Annotated in this window: 20 protein-coding genes and 1 tRNA gene; 19 read left to right on the top strand and 2 right to left on the bottom strand. The window is 60.1% G+C overall.

Annotated elements, in window-relative coordinates:
* The first annotated feature begins 137 nt into the window (after positions 1-137).
* From L8H52_RS22280 to pgaD, 14 genes are all read left to right on the top strand, one after another.
* Positions 138-581 (top strand): YbaK/EbsC family protein, encoded by a 444-nt coding sequence (locus L8H52_RS22280; protein WP_242208774.1) that lies wholly within the window; start codon positions 138-140, stop codon positions 579-581.
* A gap of 128 nt (positions 582-709) precedes the next feature.
* Positions 710-955: a DUF2789 domain-containing protein gene (locus tag L8H52_RS22275; RefSeq protein WP_242208775.1), complete on the top strand. Its 246-nt coding sequence runs from the start codon at positions 710-712 to the stop codon at positions 953-955.
* A gap of 86 nt (positions 956-1,041) precedes the next feature.
* The gene (locus tag L8H52_RS22270; protein ID WP_242208776.1) at positions 1,042-2,532 is read left to right on the top strand and encodes a Fic family protein; all 1,491 of its coding nucleotides are present in this window, start codon (positions 1,042-1,044) and stop codon (positions 2,530-2,532) included.
* 117 nt (positions 2,533-2,649) lie between these two features.
* Positions 2,650-3,078 (top strand): MarR family transcriptional regulator, encoded by a 429-nt coding sequence (locus L8H52_RS22265; protein ID WP_064117434.1) that lies wholly within the window; start codon positions 2,650-2,652, stop codon positions 3,076-3,078.
* Complete coding sequence (locus tag L8H52_RS22260; RefSeq protein WP_242208777.1) at positions 3,075-5,138, top strand: FUSC family protein; 2,064 nt, start codon at positions 3,075-3,077, stop codon at positions 5,136-5,138. Before L8H52_RS22265 ends, L8H52_RS22260 begins: the two co-directional genes overlap by 4 nt.
* On the top strand, positions 5,135-5,344 hold the full coding sequence (locus L8H52_RS22255) for a DUF1656 domain-containing protein (RefSeq protein WP_007917703.1): 210 nt from the start codon (positions 5,135-5,137) through the stop codon (positions 5,342-5,344). The genes L8H52_RS22260 and L8H52_RS22255 overlap by 4 nt, the downstream gene beginning before the upstream one ends.
* On the top strand, positions 5,341-6,243 hold the full coding sequence (locus tag L8H52_RS22250; RefSeq protein WP_242208778.1) for an HlyD family secretion protein: 903 nt from the start codon (positions 5,341-5,343) through the stop codon (positions 6,241-6,243). The genes L8H52_RS22255 and L8H52_RS22250 overlap by 4 nt, the downstream gene beginning before the upstream one ends.
* Positions 6,240-7,682: an efflux transporter outer membrane subunit gene (locus tag L8H52_RS22245; RefSeq protein ID WP_242208779.1), complete on the top strand. Its 1,443-nt coding sequence runs from the start codon at positions 6,240-6,242 to the stop codon at positions 7,680-7,682. Before L8H52_RS22250 ends, L8H52_RS22245 begins: the two co-directional genes overlap by 4 nt.
* Positions 7,683-7,775: 93 nt before the next feature.
* A complete protein-coding gene (locus tag L8H52_RS22240) occupies positions 7,776-8,411 on the top strand; it encodes an NADH:ubiquinone oxidoreductase subunit N (protein ID WP_242208780.1) in 636 nt (211 codons plus the stop codon).
* Between the two features lie 292 nt (positions 8,412-8,703).
* Entirely contained in the window at positions 8,704-10,209 is a 1,506-nt protein-coding gene (locus L8H52_RS22235) for a YdgA family protein (protein ID WP_242208781.1), read from the top strand.
* A 257-nt stretch (positions 10,210-10,466) separates the two neighbouring features.
* A complete protein-coding gene (gene pgaA / locus L8H52_RS22230) occupies positions 10,467-12,947 on the top strand; it encodes a poly-beta-1,6 N-acetyl-D-glucosamine export porin PgaA (protein WP_242208782.1) in 2,481 nt (826 codons plus the stop codon).
* A gap of 12 nt (positions 12,948-12,959) precedes the next feature.
* Complete coding sequence (gene pgaB, locus L8H52_RS22225; RefSeq protein WP_242208783.1) at positions 12,960-14,957, top strand: poly-beta-1,6-N-acetyl-D-glucosamine N-deacetylase PgaB; 1,998 nt, start codon at positions 12,960-12,962, stop codon at positions 14,955-14,957.
* Between the two features lies 1 nt (position 14,958).
* Positions 14,959-16,314, top strand: coding sequence for a poly-beta-1,6-N-acetyl-D-glucosamine synthase (pgaC, locus tag L8H52_RS22220; protein ID WP_016987619.1), 1,356 nt, complete (start codon positions 14,959-14,961; stop codon positions 16,312-16,314).
* Positions 16,311-16,838, top strand: coding sequence for a poly-beta-1,6-N-acetyl-D-glucosamine biosynthesis protein PgaD (pgaD, locus tag L8H52_RS22215; protein ID WP_242208784.1), 528 nt, complete (start codon positions 16,311-16,313; stop codon positions 16,836-16,838). Before pgaC ends, pgaD begins: the two co-directional genes overlap by 4 nt.
* A 102-nt stretch (positions 16,839-16,940) precedes the next feature.
* Here pgaD and L8H52_RS22210 read toward each other — a convergent pair whose 3' ends face one another.
* On the bottom strand, positions 16,941-18,470 hold the full coding sequence (locus L8H52_RS22210; protein WP_242208785.1) for an FAD-dependent oxidoreductase: 1,530 nt from the start codon (positions 18,468-18,470) through the stop codon (positions 16,941-16,943).
* 140 nt (positions 18,471-18,610) lie between these two features.
* Between L8H52_RS22210 and L8H52_RS22205 the strand changes: the two genes are divergently transcribed.
* The 5 genes from L8H52_RS22205 to L8H52_RS22185 all read left to right on the top strand — a co-directional run bounded on the left by L8H52_RS22205 (position 18,611) and on the right by L8H52_RS22185 (position 22,430).
* Positions 18,611-19,171 (top strand): YbhB/YbcL family Raf kinase inhibitor-like protein, encoded by a 561-nt coding sequence (locus L8H52_RS22205; RefSeq protein ID WP_242208786.1) that lies wholly within the window; start codon positions 18,611-18,613, stop codon positions 19,169-19,171.
* Between the two features lie 84 nt (positions 19,172-19,255).
* Positions 19,256-20,941, top strand: coding sequence for a VWA domain-containing protein (locus L8H52_RS22200; RefSeq protein WP_242208787.1), 1,686 nt, complete (start codon positions 19,256-19,258; stop codon positions 20,939-20,941).
* A 30-nt stretch (positions 20,942-20,971) separates the two neighbouring features.
* Entirely contained in the window at positions 20,972-21,553 is a 582-nt protein-coding gene (locus L8H52_RS22195; protein ID WP_242208804.1) for an RNA polymerase sigma factor, read from the top strand.
* Positions 21,550-22,146 (top strand): hypothetical protein, encoded by a 597-nt coding sequence (locus tag L8H52_RS22190; protein WP_242208788.1) that lies wholly within the window; start codon positions 21,550-21,552, stop codon positions 22,144-22,146. The genes L8H52_RS22195 and L8H52_RS22190 overlap by 4 nt, the downstream gene beginning before the upstream one ends.
* A gap of 20 nt (positions 22,147-22,166) precedes the next feature.
* Complete coding sequence (locus L8H52_RS22185) at positions 22,167-22,430, top strand: hypothetical protein (RefSeq protein WP_242208789.1); 264 nt, start codon at positions 22,167-22,169, stop codon at positions 22,428-22,430.
* A gap of 77 nt (positions 22,431-22,507) precedes the next feature.
* On the opposite strand, the gene L8H52_RS22180 is transcribed toward L8H52_RS22185, so the two are convergent.
* Positions 22,508-22,584 (bottom strand) — tRNA-Arg (locus L8H52_RS22180).
* Between the last annotated feature and the right edge of the window lie 98 nt (positions 22,585-22,682).

The raw sequence follows: 22,682 nt of genomic DNA, 5'->3' as shown, positions 1-22,682 counted from the left end.
GTTGAATTTTGATCAGTGTGAGGATGTGTCCAGTGAGCGGATTTCCCTGCATCGACGGCCTGCCGAACTAGACTCAAACGCACGGCAACCACCGTTCAGCGAAACACCGAGGTGCATCATGCGCATGGCAAAAAAAGGTGCAGAGCAGCCTGAACCGGGCGCACTGCGAATACGACATCGTCGCCCACCGACACTCGTCCAGCAGCCTGGAAACCGCACGGGTCGCCGGGGTGCCCGCCGAGCGGGTGGCCAAATCGATCATCCTCGACGACCACCACGGGCACTATCTGATGGCCGTGCTGCCGGCCAGCCGTCACCTTGACCTGAGCAAGGTGCGCCTCAGCGGCGAATGGCAACTGACCCGCGAAAGCAATCTGGCGCACATCTTTGACGACTGCGAACGCGGCGCGGTGCCGCCGCTGGGCGACTCCTATGGCCTGGACATGGTCATCGACCCGTTGCTGACGCGGCAGAAGGATATTTATCTGGAGGCGGGCAACCACAATTATCTGCTGCATATGAGCATGCCGGTGTTTCTGAAAATGGTGCCGCATGCCGAGGTGCGGGAGTTGAGCGATTAGGTTTTGTGGCGCCGGCACTGACACCTTCGCGAGCAGGCTCGCTCCCACAGGTTGATCGCATTTCCCTGTGGGAGCGAGCCTGCTCGCGAATAATTTTCCACACAGCCCATTTTTGAAGGAGTTGATCAATGGAAAGTCCAACCCACAGCCTCCCATCCCTGTTCAAACAACTCGGCCTTTCCGACGACCCGGTCGACATCGACAAATTCATCGCCACCCATTCCCCGCTCAAACCCGAGCTGCATTTGGCTGACGCGTTTTTCTGGTCGAAGAGTCAGTCGCAGTTTTTACGGGACGAGATTCTGGATGACGCCGACTGGGCGGAGGTGGTGGATCAGTTGGATGTGTTGTTGCGTAAGGGCAGGAGTGTGTAAAAAAAATTGTAGGAAAAGGCTGAAATGTAAAAAAAACATGCGCGATGTAAAAAAAACTGGGCTTTAATCGTCGCAGTGAATTTTTTATGTGGACGATGACGATGCCAACTGTTGGTTATGCCCACCTGCGTGATGCGCTGAAGCTTAATGCATTTGCCCCCAAGCGTATTGCGATGATCAAACCGGTTACCCGGATTACCTTGATCGGTGAGTGTCTAGCGGTTCCAAACGGCGTCGCGCCGGAACAGGGTTCGACACTTGAGCACATTTTGTTTGCTCTGAAGCATGAGGGAATAAACCTGTGCATTCTTGCTCAGGCGCTTGAAACCGTTGAAGCGGACGAGTTGCTAGGTGAGTTGAGCCGATCACCTAACGGGGTATTTATCCGCAAGGCCTGTTTTCTTTGGGAAAGTTTCACGGGCAAACAGCTGGAATATTCAGTACCGGTTCGGGGCAACGTTGTCGCTTTGTTTGATCCCAAGCGTTATGTCACCGGGCCTGCAATTCGAAATAGTCGTTGGCGGGTAGATTTTAACGGGTTGGGGTCAATGCGTTACTGCGCCACAGTCGAGCGTACGACGGAGCTGCAGGCGCTGCTTGATCTGGACATCCTTGGTCGAGCCCAGGCTTTTATGGCGACGTTGCCGCCGGAAATGATGGATCGGGCAATCAATTGGGCCTATCTGCATGAGACCCGCGATTCTTTCGCCATTGAGAAAGAAGAGCCCAATGAAGAAAAGTCGCGCCGTTTTGTTCGGCTTCTCCGCCAAGCTCATGAGCGAACAGAGTTGAGCGAAGACTATTTGGTCGAGTTGCAGAACAGTACGGTTTCCAATCCTTTCGATAAAGCTGTGCTTTTCCGTCATGAACAGAACCATTTACACAACGGCTTGAGAGGCGCAGCTGGCGTCAGCTATGTCCCGCCTCCACCGCAATTGTGCAGGGAGTTGATGGACGAGTTGATGAGTTTTGCCAATCACTCAGCCAAGCAGGTTGATCCGTTGATAGCTGCAGCGGTTGTGGCTTTCGGGTTTGTCTTTCTTCACCCGTTCATGGATGGCAATGGTCGACTTTCACGTTTCCTGATTCACCAGACGCTTTGCCACTCTGGCGCTCTAAAAAATGGTTTGTTGTTACCGGTTTCCGTAGCGATGAAACACGAAGAGTCTGGCTATCTCGAAGCATTAAAGGAGTTCTCGAAACCAGCAAGAGAGTTCTGGAATGTCACTTGGCTGGACGCTGATCAGATGGCTTTCGATTTTATTGGGCACGACTCAATCTATCGATTCTGGGACGGGACTCAATGTGCAGAATTTACTTTGCAAATGGCCTTGCGAGCATTGGAAGTGGAGCTGCGCGAGGAGACCGAGTTTCTCGAAAAATACGACTACGTCATCAAAGAGGTGAATGGACGTTTTGACGTACGGGGGAGCGACCTCTCGAAACTGGTAATGATGTGTCTGGACAACGGTAACAAAGTTTCAAAGCATCGACGTAAGCAGTTTCAGTTCAGCGTGCCGGAGGAGGTTTTCGATTTCATTGAGCAGATAGCGGGTGACTTCGATTCGGTAGGCTAACCCTGAAAAGGTAATTTGTTTCAAAACTTGACTGAAATTCCCCTCCAGTGCGATATTGATAGTTAGCAAACTAACAGTGTGCATTTCTCCGTGCCGAACGAACTCGACGCTCTCCAGATGAACATCAGCAGTGCCATGGTGGTGGCCGCCAGGCATTGGCGGAAGATCTGCCAGACCACGCTGGTCAACTATGGAATCTCCGAAGCCTGCGCCGTGCCGTTGTTGATGATCGGCCGTTTGGGCGAGGGCGTGCGCCAGGTGCAAGTGGCGCAGGCGGCCGGGATGGAGAGTCCGTCGCTGGTACGTCTGCTCGATCAGCTGTGCCATTCCGGTTACGTCTGTCGTACCGAAGATGCCCAGGATCGCCGCGCCAAGTGCCTGAGTCTGACCGACACCGGCCGTGAACTGGTGCAGGCGGTCGAGATCGAACTGGTGCGCTTGCGTCATGAGGTGCTCGAAGGCATCGATCAAAGCGATCTGGAAGCTACGCTTCGGGTACTCAGAGCTTTTGAGGCGGCCAATCCGCCTGTGGTGGTCAATTCTTGAACGGTTTTTTCTCCGGCATTCCGCCGGCCCGCGACTGGTTCTACGGGATCCGGACTTTTGCAGCGTCGATGATCGCGCTGTATATCGCCTTGCTCATGCAAATGCCGCGTCCGTATTGGGCGATGGCCACGGTTTACATCGTTTCCAGCCCGTTTCTCGGGCCGACCAGTTCCAAGGCGTTGTACCGTGCCATCGGTACTTTTCTCGGTGCGGCAGCGGCGGTTTTTTTCGTGCCGATGTTCGTCCAGAGCCCGTACGTGTTGGTGGTGGTCATTGCGCTGTGGACGGGGATTCTGTTGTTCATGTCCCTGCATCTGCGCACGGCCAACAGCTACGCGCTGATGCTTGCCGGTTACACCTTGCCGCTGATTGCCTTGCCGGTGGTGGATAACCCGCTGGCGGTGTGGGACGTGGCGGAAGCGCGTACGGAAGAGATTTTCCTCGGCATCGCCGTCGCGGCGGTGGTCGGTGCGATGTTCTGGCCGCGTCGTCTGGCGCCGGTGTTCAACGATGCCGTGAGCAAGTGGTTCGCCGACGCGACGACCTACAGCCTGAAATTCCTCAGCCGCGATGTGCAGCCCGAAGAAGTCACCGCGCTGCGCATGGCCATGGTCGCCAACTTCAACAGCCTTGAGCTGATGATCGGCCAGTTGCCCCACGAAGGCGCGCGACCGCAAACCGTGCGCAACACCAAAGAGTTACGCGGGCGGATGATTCATCTATTGCCGGTGATCGATGCGCTGGAAGACTCGCTCTACGCCCTCGAACGGCGTACGCCAGAGCTGGTGGAAAAATTCGAACCACTGCTCGTCGCGACTCGCGAATGGCTCGCTCATCAGGACGCCGATCTCGACCGCTGGCAAGCGCTGAAAGATCAGCTCGAAGCCCTGCAGCCGAGCGTCGAGGCGCTTGAGGATCGCAGGCAACTGCTGTTCTCCAATTCGATTTATCGCCTCGGTGAATTCATCGATTTGTGGCAGGACTGCCGCAGTTTGCAGGACGCGATTCTCTGCGAGCGCCAGGACAGCTGGCGCGCGGTCTATCGCCATTGGCGTTTGGGTCGGCTGACACCGTTTATCGACCGTGGCTTGATGCTCTATTCGGTGGCCTCGACGATTCTGGCGATCATCACTGCTTCGGTGTTGTGGATTCTGCTCGGCTGGCCGGACGGCGGCAGTGCGGTGATTCTGGCGGCGGTGGCGTGTAGCTTCTTTGCCTCGATGGACGACCCGGCGCCGCAGATTTACCGATTCTTTTTCTGGACCGGCATGTCGGTGCTGTTCGCCAGCCTTTATCTGTTTTTGATTCTGCCCAACCTGCATGACTTTCCGATGCTGGTGCTGGCGTTTTCCATCCCGTTCATTTGCGTCGGCACCCTGACCGTGCAACCGCGTTTCTACCTCGGCATGCTGCTGACGCTGGTCAACACCTCGTCGTTCATCAGCATTCAGGGCGCTTACGACGCGGACTTTTTCGCCTTCGTGAATTCCAACCTGGCGGGGCCGATCGGCCTGTTGTTCGCGTTTATCTGGACGCTGGTGGCGCGTCCGTTCGGTGCTGAACTGGCGGCCAAGCGCCTGACCCGCTTCAGTTGGAAAGACATCGTCCACATGACCGAGCCAGCCAACCTCGCCGAGCACCGGCAATTGGGCGTGCAGTTGCTCGATCGGTTGATGCAGCACTTGCCGCGTCTGGCCCTTACCGGCCAGGACACCGGCATTGCCATGCGCGAAGTGCGCGTAGGCCTCAACCTGCTCGACCTGCTCGCCTACACCCCACGGGTGACCGGTGCACCGAATGCGTTGTTGCAGCAAGTGGTCAGTGAAGTCGGCGAGTATTTCCGCGCCTGCCTCAAGGCTGGCGAACGCTTACCGGCCCCGGCTCCGTTGCTGATGACCCTGGATCGCACCCGCCGTGCGCTCAGTGGCCACGGCGACGATGAAACCCGGCTAAACCTGTTGCACGCCTTGAGCGGTTTACGTCTGGCGTTGCTGCCCGGCGTCGAATTCGTCTCCAGCGCCGAGCCCGAAGAACCGCTGCCCGATGGAGCGCCCCTATGATCGGTGATCTGGACATCAGCGGCATTTTCCTGCCGACCCTGCTGGTGTTGATGGGCATCACTTATGTGCTGTTTTTGCTGGTGCATGCCGTGCTTACGCGCGTGCACTTTTACCGTCTGGTCTGGCACCGGGCATTGTTCAACGTGGCGCTCTACGCGGTACTTCTGTACGGCGTGGACTCACTCAGTCGATACCTGATGACATGAAAAAACCGTTTTTGACCATCGGTCGCGTGGTACTGACCCTGCTGATCGTGACTTTTGCCGTTGTCCTCGTCTGGCGCATGGTGATGTATTACATGTTTGCGCCGTGGACCCGTGACGGCCACATTCGCGCCGACATCATCCAGATCGCCCCGGACGTGTCCGGGTTGATCCAGCAGGTTGAAGTCAAAGACAACCAGTTGATCAAGCGTGGCCAGGTGCTGTTCAGCATCGACCAGGACCGTTTCAAACTGGCCCTGCGTCAGGCCAAAGCGGCTGTCGCTGATCGCGAAGAAACCTTGGCCCAGGCCCAGCGCGAAGCCAAGCGTAACCGTGGCCTCGGCAACCTGGTGCCGGCCGAACAGCTGGAAGAAAGCCAATCGAAGGTCGCCCGTGCGCAATCGGCGCTGGCCGAAGCCATGGTTACCGTCGACAGCGCTCAGCTCAACCTCGACCGCTCGGTGATCCGCAGCCCGGTGGATGGCTACGTCAACGACCGCGCACCGCGTCCGCAGGAGTTCGTTACTGCCGGGCGTCCGGTGTTGTCGGTGGTCGACAGCAACTCGTTCCACATCGACGGTTATTTCGAAGAGACCAAACTCGACGGCATTCATGTCGGTCAGTCGGTGGATATCCGCGTGATCGGTGACCGCGCCAAGCTGCGCGGGCATGTCGAAAGCATCGTCGCCGGCATCGAAGACCGCGACCGTACCAGTGGCAGCAACTTGCTGCCGAACGTCAACCCGGCGTTCAGCTGGGTGCGGCTGGCGCAGCGGATTCCGGTGCGGATTGCCTTTGATGATGTGCCGGAAGATTTCCGCATGATCGCCGGGCGTACCGCGACGGTTTCAATCATCGATGACGCAAAAATCGATGATAGAAAGCAGGAGCCCGCGCAATGAGCAGGGCCCTGATGATCGCCGGGTTGGGCGTGATGTTGTCGGCGTGTCAGATGGTCGGGCCGGACTATCACGTGCCTGAGGATGCGGCGGTTCAACGCAAGGATTTTCAGGGCGAGCTGGCCGTGGCGGGCAAACCGGTGGTCTCGGCGCCGGTGCCGGCGGATTGGTGGCGGCTGTATAAAGACCCACGCCTCGATCAACTGGTGCAGCAGGCTATGGCCTCCAACACCGACCTGCGCGTCGCCGCCGCCAATTTGCAGCGCGCCCGCGCTCAGGTCGATGAGGCGGAGGCTGCCGGCGGTTGGAGCGGTGGCGTGAAAATGGGCGCCCAGCGTTTACAGGAATCCGGTCAGGCATTCCTGTTGCCAGAAAAAGTGCCGGTGGCCAACGTCGGCGATATTGGCATCAGCGCCTCGTATCAGTTCGACCTGTGGGGCACGTTGCAACGCGGTATCGAAGGCGCCAAGGCCAACGCCGATGCAACCCAAGCCGCAGCGGATACCGCGCGCATTACTTTGGTGGCAGACGTGGTTCGCGCCTACACCCAGGTCTGCGCGGCCAATGAAGAACGCGAAATCGCCCAGCATTCCCTCGACCTGCAATCGCAAGGCACCACGCTGATCCAGCGTCTGCGCGATGCCGGGCGCGGCGATGAAACCCAGGTCACCCGCTCGCAAACCCAATTCAAATCCCTGCGCGCCGACATGCCGCGTTATGAAGCGGCGCGTCAGGCCGGGTTGTTCCGTCTGTCGATGCTGCTGGCAAAACCGGTCGATCAGTTGCCTGCTGGCACCGCGACTTGCGCCGAATTGCCGAAAATCGCCCAACTGGTGCCGGTCGGTGACGGCGCCGCGCTGCTCAAGCGTCGTCCGGACATTCGTCAGGCTGAACGACGTCTGGCCGCCGCTACCGCCGGGATCGGCGTCGCCACCGGCGAGCTGTACCCGGACATCAGCATCGGCGCGACCATCGGCACCGTCGGCATCATCGACGACCTCGGTGATCCGTCGACCAACCGTTGGGGCTTCGGCCCGTCGCTGAGCTGGAAAGTCCCGACCAACGGCGCCCGCGCGCGCATCCGTGAAGCCGAAGCGACGACCCAGGGCGCGCTGGCGCATTTCGACGGCGTGGTGCTCAACGCTATTCGCGAAACCCAAACCGGTCTGGCCCAGTACAGCGCCTTGCTGCAACGTCGCGACGCGCTGGCCGATGCCGAGCAGTCGGCGAAACTGGCCGCGGACCAGACCCACCGCTTCTTCCAGGCCGGCCGCGAATCGTTTCTCGCCGACCTGCAAGCGACCCGCACCTACACCGATGTCACTGCGCAACTGGCCGCCGCCAACACCCAGGTTGCGATGAGCCAGATCGATTTGTTCCTCGCCTTGGGCGGCGGTTGGGAAAGCGGACGAACGAACGCTGCAAGCCCCAGCAAACCCTGAGGCGGTTGCTATGCTTTGAAGTGTTGGAAGGGCGCCCCGTGCAAAGCACCCTTCCAGCGCACATTGCTAGCGCTGGTCTAGGGGAAACCAATAATGAAAAACCCTTACGCTCTCGGCTTCTGGTGCGCCCTCGCAGCGCTGGTGCTGCTTTCGGCCACCTATTTCTACGGCATCATGCTGGCCCATCAGATCGACAAGGCGATGGTCTTTCTCGACAGCGCAACGGCGTTGATCGCGGTCATGGCCATCGTCGTCGTGGCGTGGGCATCGGTGCAGGTGCAGCGGGTCAAAAAACGCCAGCTTGAACAGGGCAAGACCCTGGTGCTGATCTGGGACACCAAAGTCGCCCTGCGCCGGGTCGAAACTGTATTCGACAGGTATTTCTGGGGCAGCTACTGGCAGCCGGGGCGGACCTTCGCCGAAGTCATGGGCGAACTCACCGGCACGCCGCTGGAAAAAAGCCTCGAAGCGCTGAAAAAACAGTGCCTGGAACTCGACAAGCAGATCGATGGCGAGGGCTGGCACTGGCTCAACAATGCTCGTGAATTATCGGATGTCGCCACGGCCATGGCCCGTGAGCGCTATCAACTGGATTTCTGCGACCCGCGCGCTGACGGGCCGGGAGGGGCGGTGATCGATCGGGACTTTGAAGTGCTGGTCTACACGTGGACCGCGCGGCTGAAAAGCTTTGATCATCAACTGGATGAGATCGAGGTTCAGTATTCCTGATTCTCTGCTGAATCATCTGGCCCCTTCGCGAGCAGGCTCGCTCCCACAGGTACAGCGTTGTCCTTGTGGGAGCGAGCCTGCTCGCGAAGGCGGACTGAAAAACACCGAAACTCTTCCCGCCTGAACGCTGTCCACTCTCCCCATAGACACTCTTTCACCTTTAAACATTGGGCCACCTTGCGCGCCCGGTGCTAATCTCCACCGCTGAATTCAGCGCAGTCGAGCCGCGACCCGGTCACGGGTTCAGGGAAGACGACCACACTCACAGCCACGGAAATCGATCAGGTCATTCATGAATAAATCAGCAGGCGTGCTCCTCGGAATTGTTGTTGCCATCGGCGCGATCAGCGCAGGCGGGGCCTGGTACACCGGGACCAAGATCGAAGGCGTGTTGAACAACGCCGTCAGCAATGCCAACAAAGAGCTGCAAACCGCGATGGCCGGCTCCAACGGCACCGCGTCGCTGGAACTGGTGTCGCTCGACCGCCATACCTTCACCAGCACCGCGCACTACCGCCTCAAGGGTGAAGGCGAGATGTTTGGCGACAAGCCGGTCGAATTGCTCTTCGTCGACCACATCGAACACGGTCCACTGCCGTTCTCGCGTCTGGTCTCGCTGAAATGGCTGCCGGTCATGGCCACCAGCAACTACGAGCTGGAAAAGAACCCGGCCACCGAAAAATGGTTCGCCGCGACCAAGGGCGCCGCACCGCTCAAAGGCGTGACCAGCATCGGCTACGACGAATCCACCACCAGCACCCTCGACCTGCTGCCGTTCGAAACGGCACTGGATGAGCAGTCGAGCCTGAAGTTCTCCGGCCTGACCATGAACATTTCGGCCAACGCCCAGGCGCAGAAGGTCAAGGCGGACGGTTACATGGACAACCTGAAACTGGTCACCGTCGCTGAAGATCAGGCGCCCGTGCAGGTCGAACTCAACGGTCTGACCCTGGCCAGTAACCTCGCCAAGAGCAGCTACGGCTACTACACCGGGGAAAACACCCTGGTGCTGACCAACAGCAAAACCACCTTCGGCACCAAGCAATCGGTACTCGGCGTGAAGAACTTCGAAATGAAGAACCTCACCGAAGAATCCGGCAGCAATGCCTCGGGCCGTGCTGATTACAAGATTGGCGAAGTCAGCCTCAACGACAAGAAAATCGGCTCGGCCAATATGGCCATGAGCCTGAAAAACCTCGACATCCCGTCGACCATGTCGCTGATGCAGATCTACCAGACCAAATTGCAGCCGTACGAAAAAGCCGCCGCCGAAGCCGCAGCCCAGGGCTTGCCAGCGCCGGAGCTGAACCTCACCGAAGCTGAAAACGCCCAGGTCAAAGCCGACCTGCAGAAACTGCTGGCCGCCGGCCCGCAGATTGCGCTGGAGAACCTGTCGTTCAACACTGCCAACGGCGAAAGCAAAGCCAATCTGGTGATCGACCTGACCAAGCCACAATCGATGGACTTGCCACCGGATCAACTGGGCAAACAACTGGTTGCATTGCTGGATCTGAATATCCAGGTGTCCAAGCCGATGCTGGTCGATCTGCTCAGTGTGCAGGCGCAACTCGACGGCCAGACCGATGCCAAAGCCATCGTCGATCAATCCAAGGAAGCGGCCGACATGTTTGCGGGCATGGCGGTCGGTTCGCAGTTGGCCGTCGTCGACGGCAGCAACGTCGTGACCAAGCTGCATTACGCCGCCAATCAGGTTGAATTCAACGGCCAGAAGATGACCGTCGAGCAGTTCGTCGGCTTCCTGATGAGCAAGTTCGCAGGCGTCACGCAAGTGCAGTAATCCTGCGCTCTTAATAGCAACGCCCGGCCTCTGTATCGCACGGACGCCGGGCGTTTTGCTGTCTGGCGTTCGGGTTTTCGGTGTGCTGGCTGAGCCGCCAGCACGATTCTGAACAATTATTGTGTTCCGAAGATTGGTCTACGCTTGCGTGCAAGACTGCCTGACTAAGCTTGGCCGTGGTATGTGCTTCGCGGCCACCGTTACGAAAGGGCAAGGAGGGCATTGCGTCCCGGCTGGCCATGTAAGGATGCTGACGAATGCCGCGTATTGATGTTCCTGTATTACATCGTGGTTTACGCCCGTTGTTCCGAGTCGCGCTGTGCAGCCAGTTGCTCTGGCCGGCGCTGGCGTTTGCCGACACACCCTACGATCAGATGGTGCGCGACGCCCGTGCCGGGCAAACCACGCCGGCGCTGACGGTTTTGCGTCAGGTGCCACCCGGCCAGTCGACCACCGGGCAGATCAGCGATCACTTGCAGATCGCCAGTTGGGCCGGCCTCGACGCCGAAGTGGTGCAGGTTTATGAAACCCAGGGCCGCGATCGCCTCCTGCCGGTGCAGGCACTGACTGCCACCGCGCGTGCCTACCGCAATCTCAAACGCTGGGATCAGGCGACCCAGGTCTACAACAAGGCCTTGGCGCTGGAGCCGGATAATGCCGACCTGCAATTGGGCCTGGCCCTGACCCAGGCTGACGCCGGTAAACCTGATGAAGCGGTGACCCGCGCCAAAGCGCTGGTGGCGGCCAAACCCGATGATCCTTCCCGTCGTCTGGCGCTGGGCTACGCCTTGACTCGCGCCGGCAAGCAGTACGACGCCCTGTTCGAATACGACCAGGCCTTCAAACGCGCCGGCAACAAACCTGAAGTCGCTCGTGAATACGTGGTCGCCCTGCAAAAGGCTCGTCTGCCGGAGCCGGCGTTGCGTCTGGCCAATCAGCGTCCGGGTCTGATTGATCCGGTGACCCTGCGTCGCCTCGAAGGCGATCTCGCCGCCGAGCGAGTACGCCTGGCCGAACTCGCCACGCGCAGTGAGAAAGAACGCTATGTCATCGCCGACCGCGCGTTGGCCGACTACGACAAACTGCTCGCCACCTGGACGCCGGACGCTGCAGCACACGACGATGTGGTTCGCTGGCGCATCGACCGCATGGGCGCACTCAAGGCCCGCGCACGCACCGCCGACGTCATTACTGAGTACCAAAAGCTGCAAGCCGAAGGCGTGAAGATTCCGACTTACGCCCTGCGCTGGGTAGCTGCGTCGTATCTGGATCAACGCCAGCCGGAAATCGCCACCGACCTCTATCGGCAGGTGTTGTCGGCGCCAGACGCCGATGTCGGCGACCGCCTCGAAGACACCACAGCACTGTATTACTCGTTACTGGAAAGCGACCGCGCCGACGATGCGCGCAAAGTCGCCGAAGACTTGGCCAAGACTCAGCATCCGCGTATCGAGCTGAAAGGCTTGCCGATCGGCAACCCCAACGATGAATGGATGGATGCCCAGCAACTCGCCGCTCAGGCCGGGACTTACGGTTCCGATTTGCCTCACGGTGAGGAGCGTTTGCAGACCTTGGTCGATCAGGCGCCGGGCAACGTCGGTTTGCGTCTGGCTCAGGCCGATCTGTACCTGGCCCGCAACTGGCCGCGCCGCGCGGAAATGCAGCTCAAGGAAACCGAGAGCATGGTGCCGCGCGACATGGGCCTGGAAATCGGTCAGGCCCACACCGCCATGGAACTGCAGGAATGGCGGCAAATGGATGCGCTGACTGATGACGTCGTCGCGCGTTATCCGGATAACCGCCAGGTGCAGCGTCTGGCTCGCGAACGCGAAGTGCATGACATGTCGGAACTGCGCGTCGAAGCTTACGGCGGCAAGGCCAATGGTGGCGGCAGTGGCGATGCCGGCGCCGTCAGCGGCAGCCGCGATTTTGGCATCCAGACCACCCTGTACAGCCCGCCTATCGATGAAGACTGGCGCGTGTTCGCCGGGGCCGGCTATGCCACCGGCGACTTCGCTGAAGGCACCGGCAATCATCGCTTCCAGCGTGTCGGCCTGGAGCGCCGCACCCGCGATATGACCCTCGAAGCGGAAGTCTCCAATCACTCCTACGGTTTCGGCGACAAACAGGGCGCACGGCTGGCGATTGCCCGCGACATCAATGACCACTGGCAGTACGGCGGCAGCCTCGAATACCTGTCGGCCGAGACGCCATTGCGCGCGCTCAACAGCGACATCAAGGCCAATGGCGGCAGCGGTTTTATCCGCTGGCGCGCCAACGAAAGCCGCGAGTGGAAACTGGCCGTCAGCCCGTCGCATTTCAGCGACGGCAACAACCGCGTCGAAGCCTTGCTCACCGGTCGCGAGGGCGTCTACAGCGCGCCGAACGTGCAGGTCGATGCGGGACTGGAAGTCGGCACCAGCCACAACTCCAAGTCCGATGACGTGCCGTACTTCAACCCGAAATCCGACTTCAGCGTGATGCCGCTGGTCAACGTCAATCACGTGCTTTACCACCGCTACGAAACCTCCTGGAGCCAGCAGTTCCAGGCCGGCGCGGGGACGTACAGCCAGCGTGATCACGGCACCGGCGGCATGGCCTTGCTCGGTTACGGCCAGCGTTATGCCTGGAACGACGTGTTCGAGGTGGGCGGCTTGTTCAGTGTGATCAACCGGCCTTACGACGGTGATCGGGAGACCGATCTGCGTCTGCTCGTCGACCTCACTTTCCGCTTCTAGAAGAGTTTGAAGATGCCTTTGATTTCGCGTTTCATCCTTCTGCTGGGAGCGCTGCTGGTCAGCGCCTGTGCCCAGCAAGCTCCGGCCTTCGCGCCGCCGTCCGAGCGCCCGCTGGCGGCCAGTGAAAAACCGTGGCCGAAAAATCACGTGCTCGGCATCGCCTATCACGACGTCGAAGACCGCGATCCCGATCAGGCCGTGGTGGCGGTGCGCACCGAGCGCATGATCGAGCAACTCGCGTGGCTGCGCGAAAATGGCTACAAACCGGTGACGGTCGACCAGATCATGGCCGCGCGCAAGGGCGGCCCGGAGCTGCCGGCGAAGGCTATTCTGCTCAGCTTCGACGACGGCTATTCGAGCTTCTACACCCGCGTACTGCCGGTGCTGCGCGCCTATAACTGGCATGCGTTGCTGGCGCCGGTCGGCAGCTGGATCGACACGCCGCTCAATCAACCGGTGGACTTCGCCGGCGCGCCGCGTGCGCGTTCCGACTTCCTGACCTGGGATCAGGTGCGTGAAATCTCGCAATCCGGTCTGGTGGAAATCGCCGCGCACACCGACGCCAACCACAAAGGGATTCTGGCCAACCCGCAAGGCAACCTGCAGCCGGCAGCGGCGACCCGGCGTTACGACCCGGTGACCAAACGCTACGAATCCGAGGCTGACTTTCAGGCGCGGATTCGTACCGATGTGAGCAACATCTCGGAGAAAATCCGCAAGGTCACCGGCAAGAAGCCGCGCGTCTGGGTCTGGCCGTACGGCACGGCGGACGGTACTTCGTTGACCGTGGTCGGTGAGCAGGGCTATGAAATGGCCCTGACCCTGGACGACGGTCTCGATGCCCTCGACAACCTGATGAGCAGCCCACGCTTTCTGGTCGCCTCTGACCCTGACGGCGAGCATTTCGCCAACAGCGTCGTCGGTGTGCAGTCGGATTTCGCCATGCGCGTGGTCCACGTCGATCTGGATAACGTCTACGACCCGGACCCGGCGCAACAGGACATCAACCTCGGCAAACTGGTGCAGCGCATGGCTGACATGGGCGCCAACACGGTGTTCCTGCAAGCCTTCGCTGATCCCAAGGGCGATGGCCTGGTGCATTCGCTGTACTTCCCCAACCGCCACTTGCCGGTACGCGCCGACATCTTTGACCGGGTTGCCTGGCAGCTGCGCACTCGTGCCCACGTGAAGGTTTTTGCCTGGATGCCAGTGCTCAGTTTCGGACTTGATTCGAAGCTGCCGCGTGTCACCCGCTGGGACCCGAAAACCGGCACCACAGCAGTCGATCCGGACCAGTACAAACGTCTGTCGCCGTTCGATCCCGAGGTGCGGCGGATCATCGGTGAAATCTATGAAGACGTGGCGCGCCTGACTTCGGTCGACGGCATTCTCTACCACGACGATGCGGTGCTTTCTGACTTTGAAGACGCCAGCCCTGAAGCCTTGAAAGCCTACGCTGCCCATGGCTTGCCGGGTTCGATTGCCGCCCTGCGCGACGATCCGGCCGCGATGCAGCGCTGGACCCGCTTCAAGAGCAGATACCTCATCGACTTCACCAATGAGCTGACCGCCAAAGTCCGTGCGATTCGCGGTCCGCAGGTGCAGACCGCGCGCAACATCTTCGCCGAGCCAATGCTCAACCCCGAGAGCGAAGCGTGGTTCGCACAGAACCTCGACGATTTCCTCGTGACCTACGACTGGACCGCGCCGATGGCCATGCCACTGATGGAAAAACAGACCCAGGCGCAGTCCGGCCCGTGGCTGGAGGCGTTGGTGGCAACGGTCAAGAAACGTCCCGGCGCGCTGGATCGCACGGTGTTCGAATTGCAGGCCCGCGACTGGACCAAGAAGGATCAGGCCGACATCGATGGCGCGCATCTGGCGGACTGGATGGGCCGCCTCAAGCGTCAGGGCGCGACCAGTTTCGGTTACTACCCGGACAACTTCCTCGACAACCTGCCGGACCTGAAAACCGTAAGGCCTGCGCTCTCCAACAAATGGAATCCATAACATGCTGGATAGACTGTTAGCCCTGCTTGTTCTGGCGCTCGTCCTCGGCGTGCCGCTGGGCCTGATCTTCCTGGTCACCGGGCAGTTCCTGATGGACTTCGTGTTCTTCTACCCGTTGTTCATGTCCGGGTTGTGGATTGCCGGCGGCCTGTATTTCTGGTTGCACTGGGAGCGTCACTGGCCGTGGCAGGACGACACGCTGCCGCCGCCACTGGAAGGCGAGCCGCTGATCTCGATCCTGATCCCTTGCTACAACGAAGGTGACAACGCCGCCGATACGATCCACGCGGCGCTGGCTCAGCATTACCCGAACATCGAAGTCATCGCGATCAACGACGGCTCCAAGGACAACACCGCCGAAGTGCTCGATGCCTTGGCCAAAGAAGATCCACGCCTGCGCGTGCTGCATCTGGCGGAAAACCAGGGCAAGGCTGTCGCTCTGCGCATGGGCGCGATCGCGGCGCGCAGCGAATATCTGGTGTGCATCGACGGCGACGCGCTGCTGGCGCCGAATACGGCGGCGTATCTGGTCGCACCGATGCTGGATAACGCACGGCTTGGCGCGGTGACCGGCAACCCGCGGATTCGCACGCGTTCGACGCTGGTCGGGCGGGTTCAGGTCGGTGAGTTCTCGTCGATCATCGGGTTGATCAAGCGCACGCAACGGGTGTTCGGGCGGATTTTCACCGTGTCCGGAGTGATCGTCGCGTTCCGCCGTACCGCGCTGAACCGCGTCGGTTACTGGAGCCCGGACATGATCACCGAAGACATCGACATCAGCTGGAAGCTGCAACTTGATCACTGGAGCATCTTCTACGAGCCGCGCGCGTTGTGCTGGATTCTGATGCCGGAAACCCTCGGCGGCTTGTGGAAGCAGCGTCTGCGCTGGGCCCAGGGCGGCGCCGAAGTGCTGTTCAAGAACATTCGCGGCATCTGGCAGTACCGTCATCGTTATCTGTGGCCACTGCTGTTCGAATACTGCCTGTCGACCGGTTGGGCGTTTACCTTCCTGCTGTCGGTGATTTTCTGGGGCGTCGGCAAATTTGTGGTCATGCCGGAGGCGATCGCTGTGGATCACCTGATGCCGCCGGCATTTACTGGATTGCTGCTGGCATTTGTCTGCCTGGTGCAGTTCGCCGTCAGCATCATCATCGACCGCCGCTACGAGCCGGGGTTGGGCAAGACCATGTTCTGGGTGGTCTGGTACCCGATTGCCTTCTGGTTTGTCAGTTTGCTGACCACGCTGGTCAGCTTCCCGAAAGTCTTGTTCGGCCAACATCAGAAACGTGCGCGTTGGGTCAGTCCCGACCGGGGTATCAAACCGATTGGCGACGACGAAGAGGAGGTCATCAAATGAAAATCATCCGGACCCGCCAGCGGCCCTTTCTGGTCGTGGTCGATGTGGTGCTTACCGTGGTGGCGTGGGTTGGACTGCTGTTCTTGCTGATCCGTGGGCTATGGCCGTTGATCGAAACTCATGCGGGCGGGCCGCGTATCGACAACTCGGCGTTCGAAGCATTGGGCACGCTGCAGATTTATCTGTGGGTGGCGTTGGTCAACGCGGTGATTCTGATCGGTTGGGCGCGTTACCAGCAGCGCAAAAGTCGCAGCTTCGCCCAGCGCCGTTTGCCGTCGCCGGTGATCGACGATGAAGGGTTGAGCAAGAGCTTCAAACTCTGCGATGAGCGCTTTCGGAAACTGCGCTCGCCCGGCGTGATGACCATCCATAACGATCAGGAAGGTGACATCAGCCATGTGGTGACGCACTTCTGGCCGGTTCAGCAGCAGGAACTGCCACCGCCGCTGGCACCGCTGGAGAATCCCCGGGTGATCTTTCTGCATGCCGAGGATGACGACAATCGCGAGCCCCTTTCCCGTTAATTGATCGTTCCCACGCTCCGCGTGGGAACGCCTCTAGGGACGCTCTGCGTCCAGTGACGCGGAGCGTCACGGGCTGCATTCCCACGCAGTGCGTGGGAACGATCAAGCGTAATCGCGGATCAATGTCCAGGCCTCTTCCATAGCCAGCGGTTGCTTCATGCGCTCGGCCAGCAGCGCCATGGCGCGTTCTTTTTCGCAGGCGACTGCAGCGACCAGAATGCCGTTTCTGCCGAACAGCCCAATGAATGGCGGATGTTCAGGCTCGCCGAGAAACTCCACCTCATCCCAGTGCTCAGCGTGGCCGAGATAGTCGTAATTCTTGCCGAAGTGCCAGGTCCAGAAGAACGGCACGTCCAGATAATGCTCCTCGCCACCCAGCATGTTGGCAGCCGCGATTCGCGCGTGTTGCTGGGCCAGGCGCCAATGTTCGATGCGTTGCGTCTGGCCGTGGAGCGGGAACGTGGCGATGTCGCCGATGGCCCACAGGCCTTCGCTGATGCGCATGCCGTCATCGACGCGCAATGACTGATCCTTTTCCCTTGGCAGTGAGGCGAATGCTTCGGTCGCCGGATGTACGCCGATCCCCGCCAGTACCAAGTCGGCTGAAAGCCGCAGACCATTGTCCAGCAGCACCGCTTCGACTTTGCCGTCGCCGATGATCTCGGTGGCTTCGTGCTCGGTGATGAACTTCACGCCGTTTTCCTCGTGCAAAGCGCGGATGGCTTTGCCTACGGCCTCGCCGAATTGCGCGGCGAAAGGAATCGCGTGACGAGCCAGCACCGTGACGTCGAGGCCATGCTGGCGCAGGGCCGAGGCGCATTCGAGGGCGATGAAGCTGTCACCAATGATGATCGCGCGCTGATCGGGGCTGGCCGCTGTCATGATCTGTTCGGCTTGGGCTTTTGAGCGCAGTACGAACACCTGCGGAAGATCGGCGCCGGGCAAATCCAGCGTATTCGGCTCGCCACCGGTAGACAGCACCGCCGCGTCATAACGCAGGGCCTGGCCATCGCTGAGGTGCAAAATCTTGTTTGTGGCGTCGAGCGAGGTGATTTCGTTTTCCAGTCGCTCAATACGCTGCTCTTTATAAAAAGCTTCATCTCGCAGCGGCGGGGTTTCCTCGGCGGGCATTTCTCCAGCGAGAACAAATTTGCTCAGCACCGTGCGGTCGTAACCGGCATCCGCCTCGCGATCAATCATCACGATCCGGCCACCAAAACCTTTTTCCCGCAGCGCCGCGGCACACGCGGTGCCGGCCGCACCCGCGCCGACGATCACGAACGTGCGCGAATCATCCGCCGGAGGGGTATGTGGGTCGGGCAACGGCTGATCATCGACCCAGACCTCATCGCCACGCAGTTCCAGCGGATAACGTTTGAGGCTGTCGAGCGCCGGTGGCTCGCACAATGCGCCGTCTTCTGCGCGAAACGCAGCCTTGTGCCACGGGCAGATCAGGCGTCCGTGACACAACGCACCGTCAGCCAGCGGCGCCCCGGCATGTGGGCATTCGCCTTGAAATGCGCGTAATTGCCCAGCGGCGCGCAGCAGCACAATCTTGCATTCACCGATTTCAACTTGCAGGCCACGGTCTTCAGGGACATCGGCAATACGGGCGACGCGGTGCAGGGACATGAGCGACTTCCTCGCGGGGCATTTCTCTTGTGAGTTTGCGTCGTAGTGCGAGGTTCAGCCATTTGCTACTGCCACGGCACGAACGGTACGGCTATAGTTTGCAGGCCGAACACGGCCCAACTGCACAAGGTGCTCCCGGAATGACCCGATTGACCTCTCTCAACCCTTGGCTTGCGGCCATTGCCGTCACCCTTTGCGTGCAGTTTCCGGCGCAGGCCCAGGAGCGTTTCACCCTGAACATCCCGGGTGTTTCCGATAATCGCCTGTTCACTTCGGCAGCGGCCAGCGACGCGGCCGGCTGCGGCGGCAAGAACCAGTCGCCGGCCCTGAGCTGGAATGCCGGCCCCGCCGCGACCCAGAGTTACGCGATCGTCATGCATGATCCCGACGGCCAGAAAGGCCTGGGCGTCGATCACTGGATTCATTACGGCATCAAAGCCACCACGCACCAGATTGCTGCGGGCGTCGGCGCCAAGTCTGCGTTCGAAGGCGTCGGCGGCACCAACAGCAAGGGCAATACCCATTACATGGGGCCGTGCCCGCCGGTGGGCGACAGTGCGCACCACTACATCATCCAAATCTACGCGCTGGATCTCGCCCCGGACGCCTTGCCGGCCGGTCTGACCCGCGCCGAACTGATGGAGAAAATCAAAGGTCATGTGCTGCGCAACAGCAGTGCAGTGCGGCGTTATCACCGCTGAAATTTTTTAGCGGCCTTTAACCCGAACTGAACGGGCTGCCCGTCTCAGTGGATGAATGATCAATTTCGTCCCGAGGTCAGCCCCATGTCCCTTTCTCTTTTACGTCCTGTTGCGGTTGCTGTGCTGCTGGCGCTCGCCGGTTGCGGTGCTTCGTCCACACCCGATTCTGCTGCTGTGCCAGCGCCAGCGCCGGCGCAGTCCGAAGTTCTGGTTCAGCAGGAAGCGGTCATGGCTGACACCTCAATGGCCAAACGCGCGCTGTACAAAATGCCCAACGCGGGCAGTGCGGCGATGCCGTTGAGTGAAAGTTATCCACAGGGCTATCGCGATACGCAGCGCGAGCAATATCAGGCGTTGGCCGATAACCCGATTCACATCGTCGCCGAATCCCCGGTTTCGACTTTCAGCGCTGACGTCGACACCGGTGCCTACGCCAACGTCCGCCGCTTGCTCAATCACGGTCGACTGCCGCCGGAAGGCGCCGTGCGGCTGGAAGAAATGGTCAATTACTTCCCCTACGACTACGCGCTGCCCAGCGACGGCTCGCCATTTGGCGTAACGACTGAATTGGCGGCCTCACCGTGGAACCCGCACACCCGCTTGCTGCGCATCGGCATCAAGGCCACCGACCACACGATGGCGGAACTGGCCCCGGCCAATCTGGTGTTTCTGGTCGACGTGTCCGGCTCGATGGATCGCCGCGAAGGCCTGCCGATGGTCAAAAGCACGCTGAAATTGCTGGTCGATCAACTGCGTGATCAGGATCGCGTTTCGTTGGTGGTGTATGCCGGTGAATCGAGAGTGGTATTGGAGCCGACTTCCGGACGCGAGAAAGCGAAAATTCGTACGGCCATCGAGCAATTGACTGCGGGCGGTTCGACCGCTGGCGCCTCGGGTATCGAACTGGCCTACCAAATGGCCCAGCAGGCCTTCATCCCAAAAGGCATCAACCGCATCCTCTTGGCCACCGATGGCGACTTCAATGTCGGCGTCAGCGACTTCGACAGCCTCAAGCAAATGGCTGTGGATAAACGCAGAACCGGGTTTTCGCTGACGACCCTGGGTTTCGGTGTGGATAACTACAATGAACAGTTGATGGAACAACTGGCCGACGCAGGCGATGGCAACTACGCCTACATCGATAATCTGCGCGAGGCGCGCAAAGTGCTGGTGGATCAGCTGAGTTCGACGCTTGCCGTGGTGGCGAAAAACGTCAAATTGCAGGTGGAATTCAACCCGGCGCAGGTCAGCGAATATCGCCTGCTTGGCTATGAGAACCGTGCTTTGAAGCGTGAGGATTTCAGCAATGACAAAGTCGATGCCGGCGAGATCGGCGCAGGGCACACGGTGACCGCGTTGTACGAAATCGTTCCGACAGGTGAGAAGGGTTGGCTGGAGCCACTGCGTTACGGCAAATCTGACGCCGTTGCTTCGGCGAAGAGCGGGGAATTGGCAATGCTGCGTGTGCGTTATCAACAGCCTGAAGGTGGGAAAAGTCTGCTGATCGAGCGGCCCATCGACAATCAGGTTGCTGCAGCCAGCGAGGATCTGCGTTTTGCCGCCGCGGTGGCCGCATTCGCCCAACAACTCAAGGACGGTCGTTATACCGGCGACTTCAGCCTGAAAGACACCGAAGCACTGGCCCGTGGCGCGCGTGGCGATGACCACTTCGGACTGCGCAACGAGTTTGTGCAACTGGTCGAATTGGCGCAGAGCTTGCGCAGCTCAACCGCATCGAATGCGCTGGCCACTGAACAACGGATCGAATAAGTGAGTCGTCTGAAAGGCTTCATCAGTCAGCTGTTTGCTTCGGCAGACAGCTCAACCGCCAACAGCGATGAATCGCTGCTCGCACGTTATCGCGAGGGCGACGGCGCCGCGTTCGAGATCTTGTACGCGCGCCATCGCCAAGGCCTGTACCGGTTTCTGCTCGGATTGAGCGGCAAACCGGAACTGGCCGACGAAGTATTTCAGGAGACCTGGCTGAGCCTGATCCGCAGCAGCAGTCAGCCACAAGGCCGGGCGACATTTCGTACATGGCTGTTCCAGATAGCGCGCAATCGCCTGATCGACCACTGGCGCAAACACGGCGCCAGGCAACCGCTGCACGACAGTTATGACGAACAAGCGCATGCCGTGAGTGACGAAACGAACGGTCCCGAGCAACTGCTCAGCCTCAGCCGCGATAGCCAACGCCTGGAAAATGCCCTGCAAACCCTGCCCGCCGACCAGCGCGAAGTGTTCCTGCTGCGCGCCCACGGCGACCTCGATCTGGCACAAATCGCCACTCTCACCGAAACACCGCTGGAAACCGTCAAAAGCCGCTTGCGCTACGCCCAGCAAAAACTGCGTCGGCTGCTGGCCGAGGAGGTACTCACATGACTGACGCCCGCCAGACACCTGAAGATCCGCTGATCAAACACGTCCGCGAACAGCAAAATGCTGAGCCGCCAGCGCATCTCGATGCGTTCATCCTCAACGCAGCGCATCGTCAACCCCCTGCGCTGAAACCAAGCCTGTGGCAACGCTGGCTGGACGCTTGCCGCAAACCGCGCTGGCAAGTCGCGTTCGCCAGCCTCGTTGGCGTGGCATTGATGTTGTCGCTGGTACAGCGCGCGCCTCAACCGTTGCGTCAGTACGACTACGCCCCAGCCCCCAAGCTTGCTGTGCCCATGACCGACACGGACTCAGCGCAACTGCACCGATTGTCGGCCCCGGCCGGCGCCATGCCCGCACCCGCGCCGATGATGGAAATGGCCGCGCCGATGCAAGATCAAGCCATCAGCGCCGATGAAGCAAAATTCAGCAAACGCGCCGCCGCCCCGGCCAACGGCCTCGACGCACAACTGCGCGAAGTCCTGCGCCTGCGCGAATCCGGCCAATCGCAAGCCGCCGACAGCCTGTTCAACAACCTGCACAAACGCTACCCGAACGCCGATCTCGACGCCCGACTCCAACAGTTGCAGAAAAAATGACCGCCTGACCCCTCAGCCATTTGGCATTGCCCCGCAAAAACGCGCACTATCGGGGCATTGCCGATGCGCTGGAGGACAACGTGGCAGCAAAAATTGACCGCATCGCCCAACTGCTCAACTGCCCGGAGAAGGGCGAAGAGATGCGGCGAGCGATTACCGAGACGCGTAAAGAGTTTCTGCTGAATCAGCCGGAAGAAGATGTGCTTGAAGAAGAGGACGTCTTCGAGGACGAGGCTGAGGAAGACGACGATGATTACGATGAGTTTGACTGGACGACGGAATAACTTCGTCCAAGTCTCTTTGCATCGTCCACAAAAAAGCCCCGGACCATCACAGTCCGGGGCTTTCTCGTTTGAATCAATGGTGCACCAGGCGGGATTCGAACCCACGACCCCTGCCTTCGGAGGGCAGTACTCTATCCAGCTGAGCTACTGGTGCAGCGGGCGACATCATACCTAGGTCGGCTCGGGGCGTCCATGCTGGGTTTGAGCGGGTATTGTCAGTGCGCGTGTCGGCTGAAAGCGCTGCATTCCATA

Origin of the sequence: Pseudomonas sp. CROZ-RG-20F-R04-15, assembly GCF_022662375.1 — a bacterium.
Classification (GTDB): domain Bacteria; phylum Pseudomonadota; class Gammaproteobacteria; order Pseudomonadales; family Pseudomonadaceae; genus Aquipseudomonas.
This window is presented reverse-complemented; position numbering and strand designations above follow the sequence as displayed.

Bases quoted from the DNA above. Each gene is read 5' to 3' on its own strand.
- L8H52_RS22275 (WP_242208775.1), top strand. From the start codon at position 710: ATGGAAAGTCCAACCCACAGCCTCCCATCCCTGTTCAAACAACTCGGC.
- L8H52_RS22270 (WP_242208776.1), top strand. From the start codon at position 1,042: ATGTGGACGATGACGATGCCAACTGTTGGTTATGCCCACCTGCGTGAT.
- L8H52_RS22265 (WP_064117434.1), top strand. From the start codon at position 2,650: ATGAACATCAGCAGTGCCATGGTGGTGGCCGCCAGGCATTGGCGGAAG.
- L8H52_RS22255 (WP_007917703.1), top strand. From the start codon at position 5,135: ATGATCGGTGATCTGGACATCAGCGGCATTTTCCTGCCGACCCTGCTG.
- L8H52_RS22250 (WP_242208778.1), top strand. From the start codon at position 5,341: ATGAAAAAACCGTTTTTGACCATCGGTCGCGTGGTACTGACCCTGCTG.
- L8H52_RS22245 (WP_242208779.1), top strand. From the start codon at position 6,240: ATGAGCAGGGCCCTGATGATCGCCGGGTTGGGCGTGATGTTGTCGGCG.
- L8H52_RS22240 (WP_242208780.1), top strand. From the start codon at position 7,776: ATGAAAAACCCTTACGCTCTCGGCTTCTGGTGCGCCCTCGCAGCGCTG.
- L8H52_RS22235 (WP_242208781.1), top strand. From the start codon at position 8,704: ATGAATAAATCAGCAGGCGTGCTCCTCGGAATTGTTGTTGCCATCGGC.
- pgaA (WP_242208782.1), top strand. From the start codon at position 10,467: ATGCCGCGTATTGATGTTCCTGTATTACATCGTGGTTTACGCCCGTTG.
- pgaB (WP_242208783.1), top strand. From the start codon at position 12,960: ATGCCTTTGATTTCGCGTTTCATCCTTCTGCTGGGAGCGCTGCTGGTC.
- pgaC (WP_016987619.1), top strand. From the start codon at position 14,959: ATGCTGGATAGACTGTTAGCCCTGCTTGTTCTGGCGCTCGTCCTCGGC.
- pgaD (WP_242208784.1), top strand. From the start codon at position 16,311: ATGAAAATCATCCGGACCCGCCAGCGGCCCTTTCTGGTCGTGGTCGAT.
- L8H52_RS22210 (WP_242208785.1), bottom strand. From the start codon at position 18,470: ATGTCCCTGCACCGCGTCGCCCGTATTGCCGATGTCCCTGAAGACCGT.
- L8H52_RS22205 (WP_242208786.1), top strand. From the start codon at position 18,611: ATGACCCGATTGACCTCTCTCAACCCTTGGCTTGCGGCCATTGCCGTC.
- L8H52_RS22200 (WP_242208787.1), top strand. From the start codon at position 19,256: ATGTCCCTTTCTCTTTTACGTCCTGTTGCGGTTGCTGTGCTGCTGGCG.
- L8H52_RS22190 (WP_242208788.1), top strand. From the start codon at position 21,550: ATGACTGACGCCCGCCAGACACCTGAAGATCCGCTGATCAAACACGTC.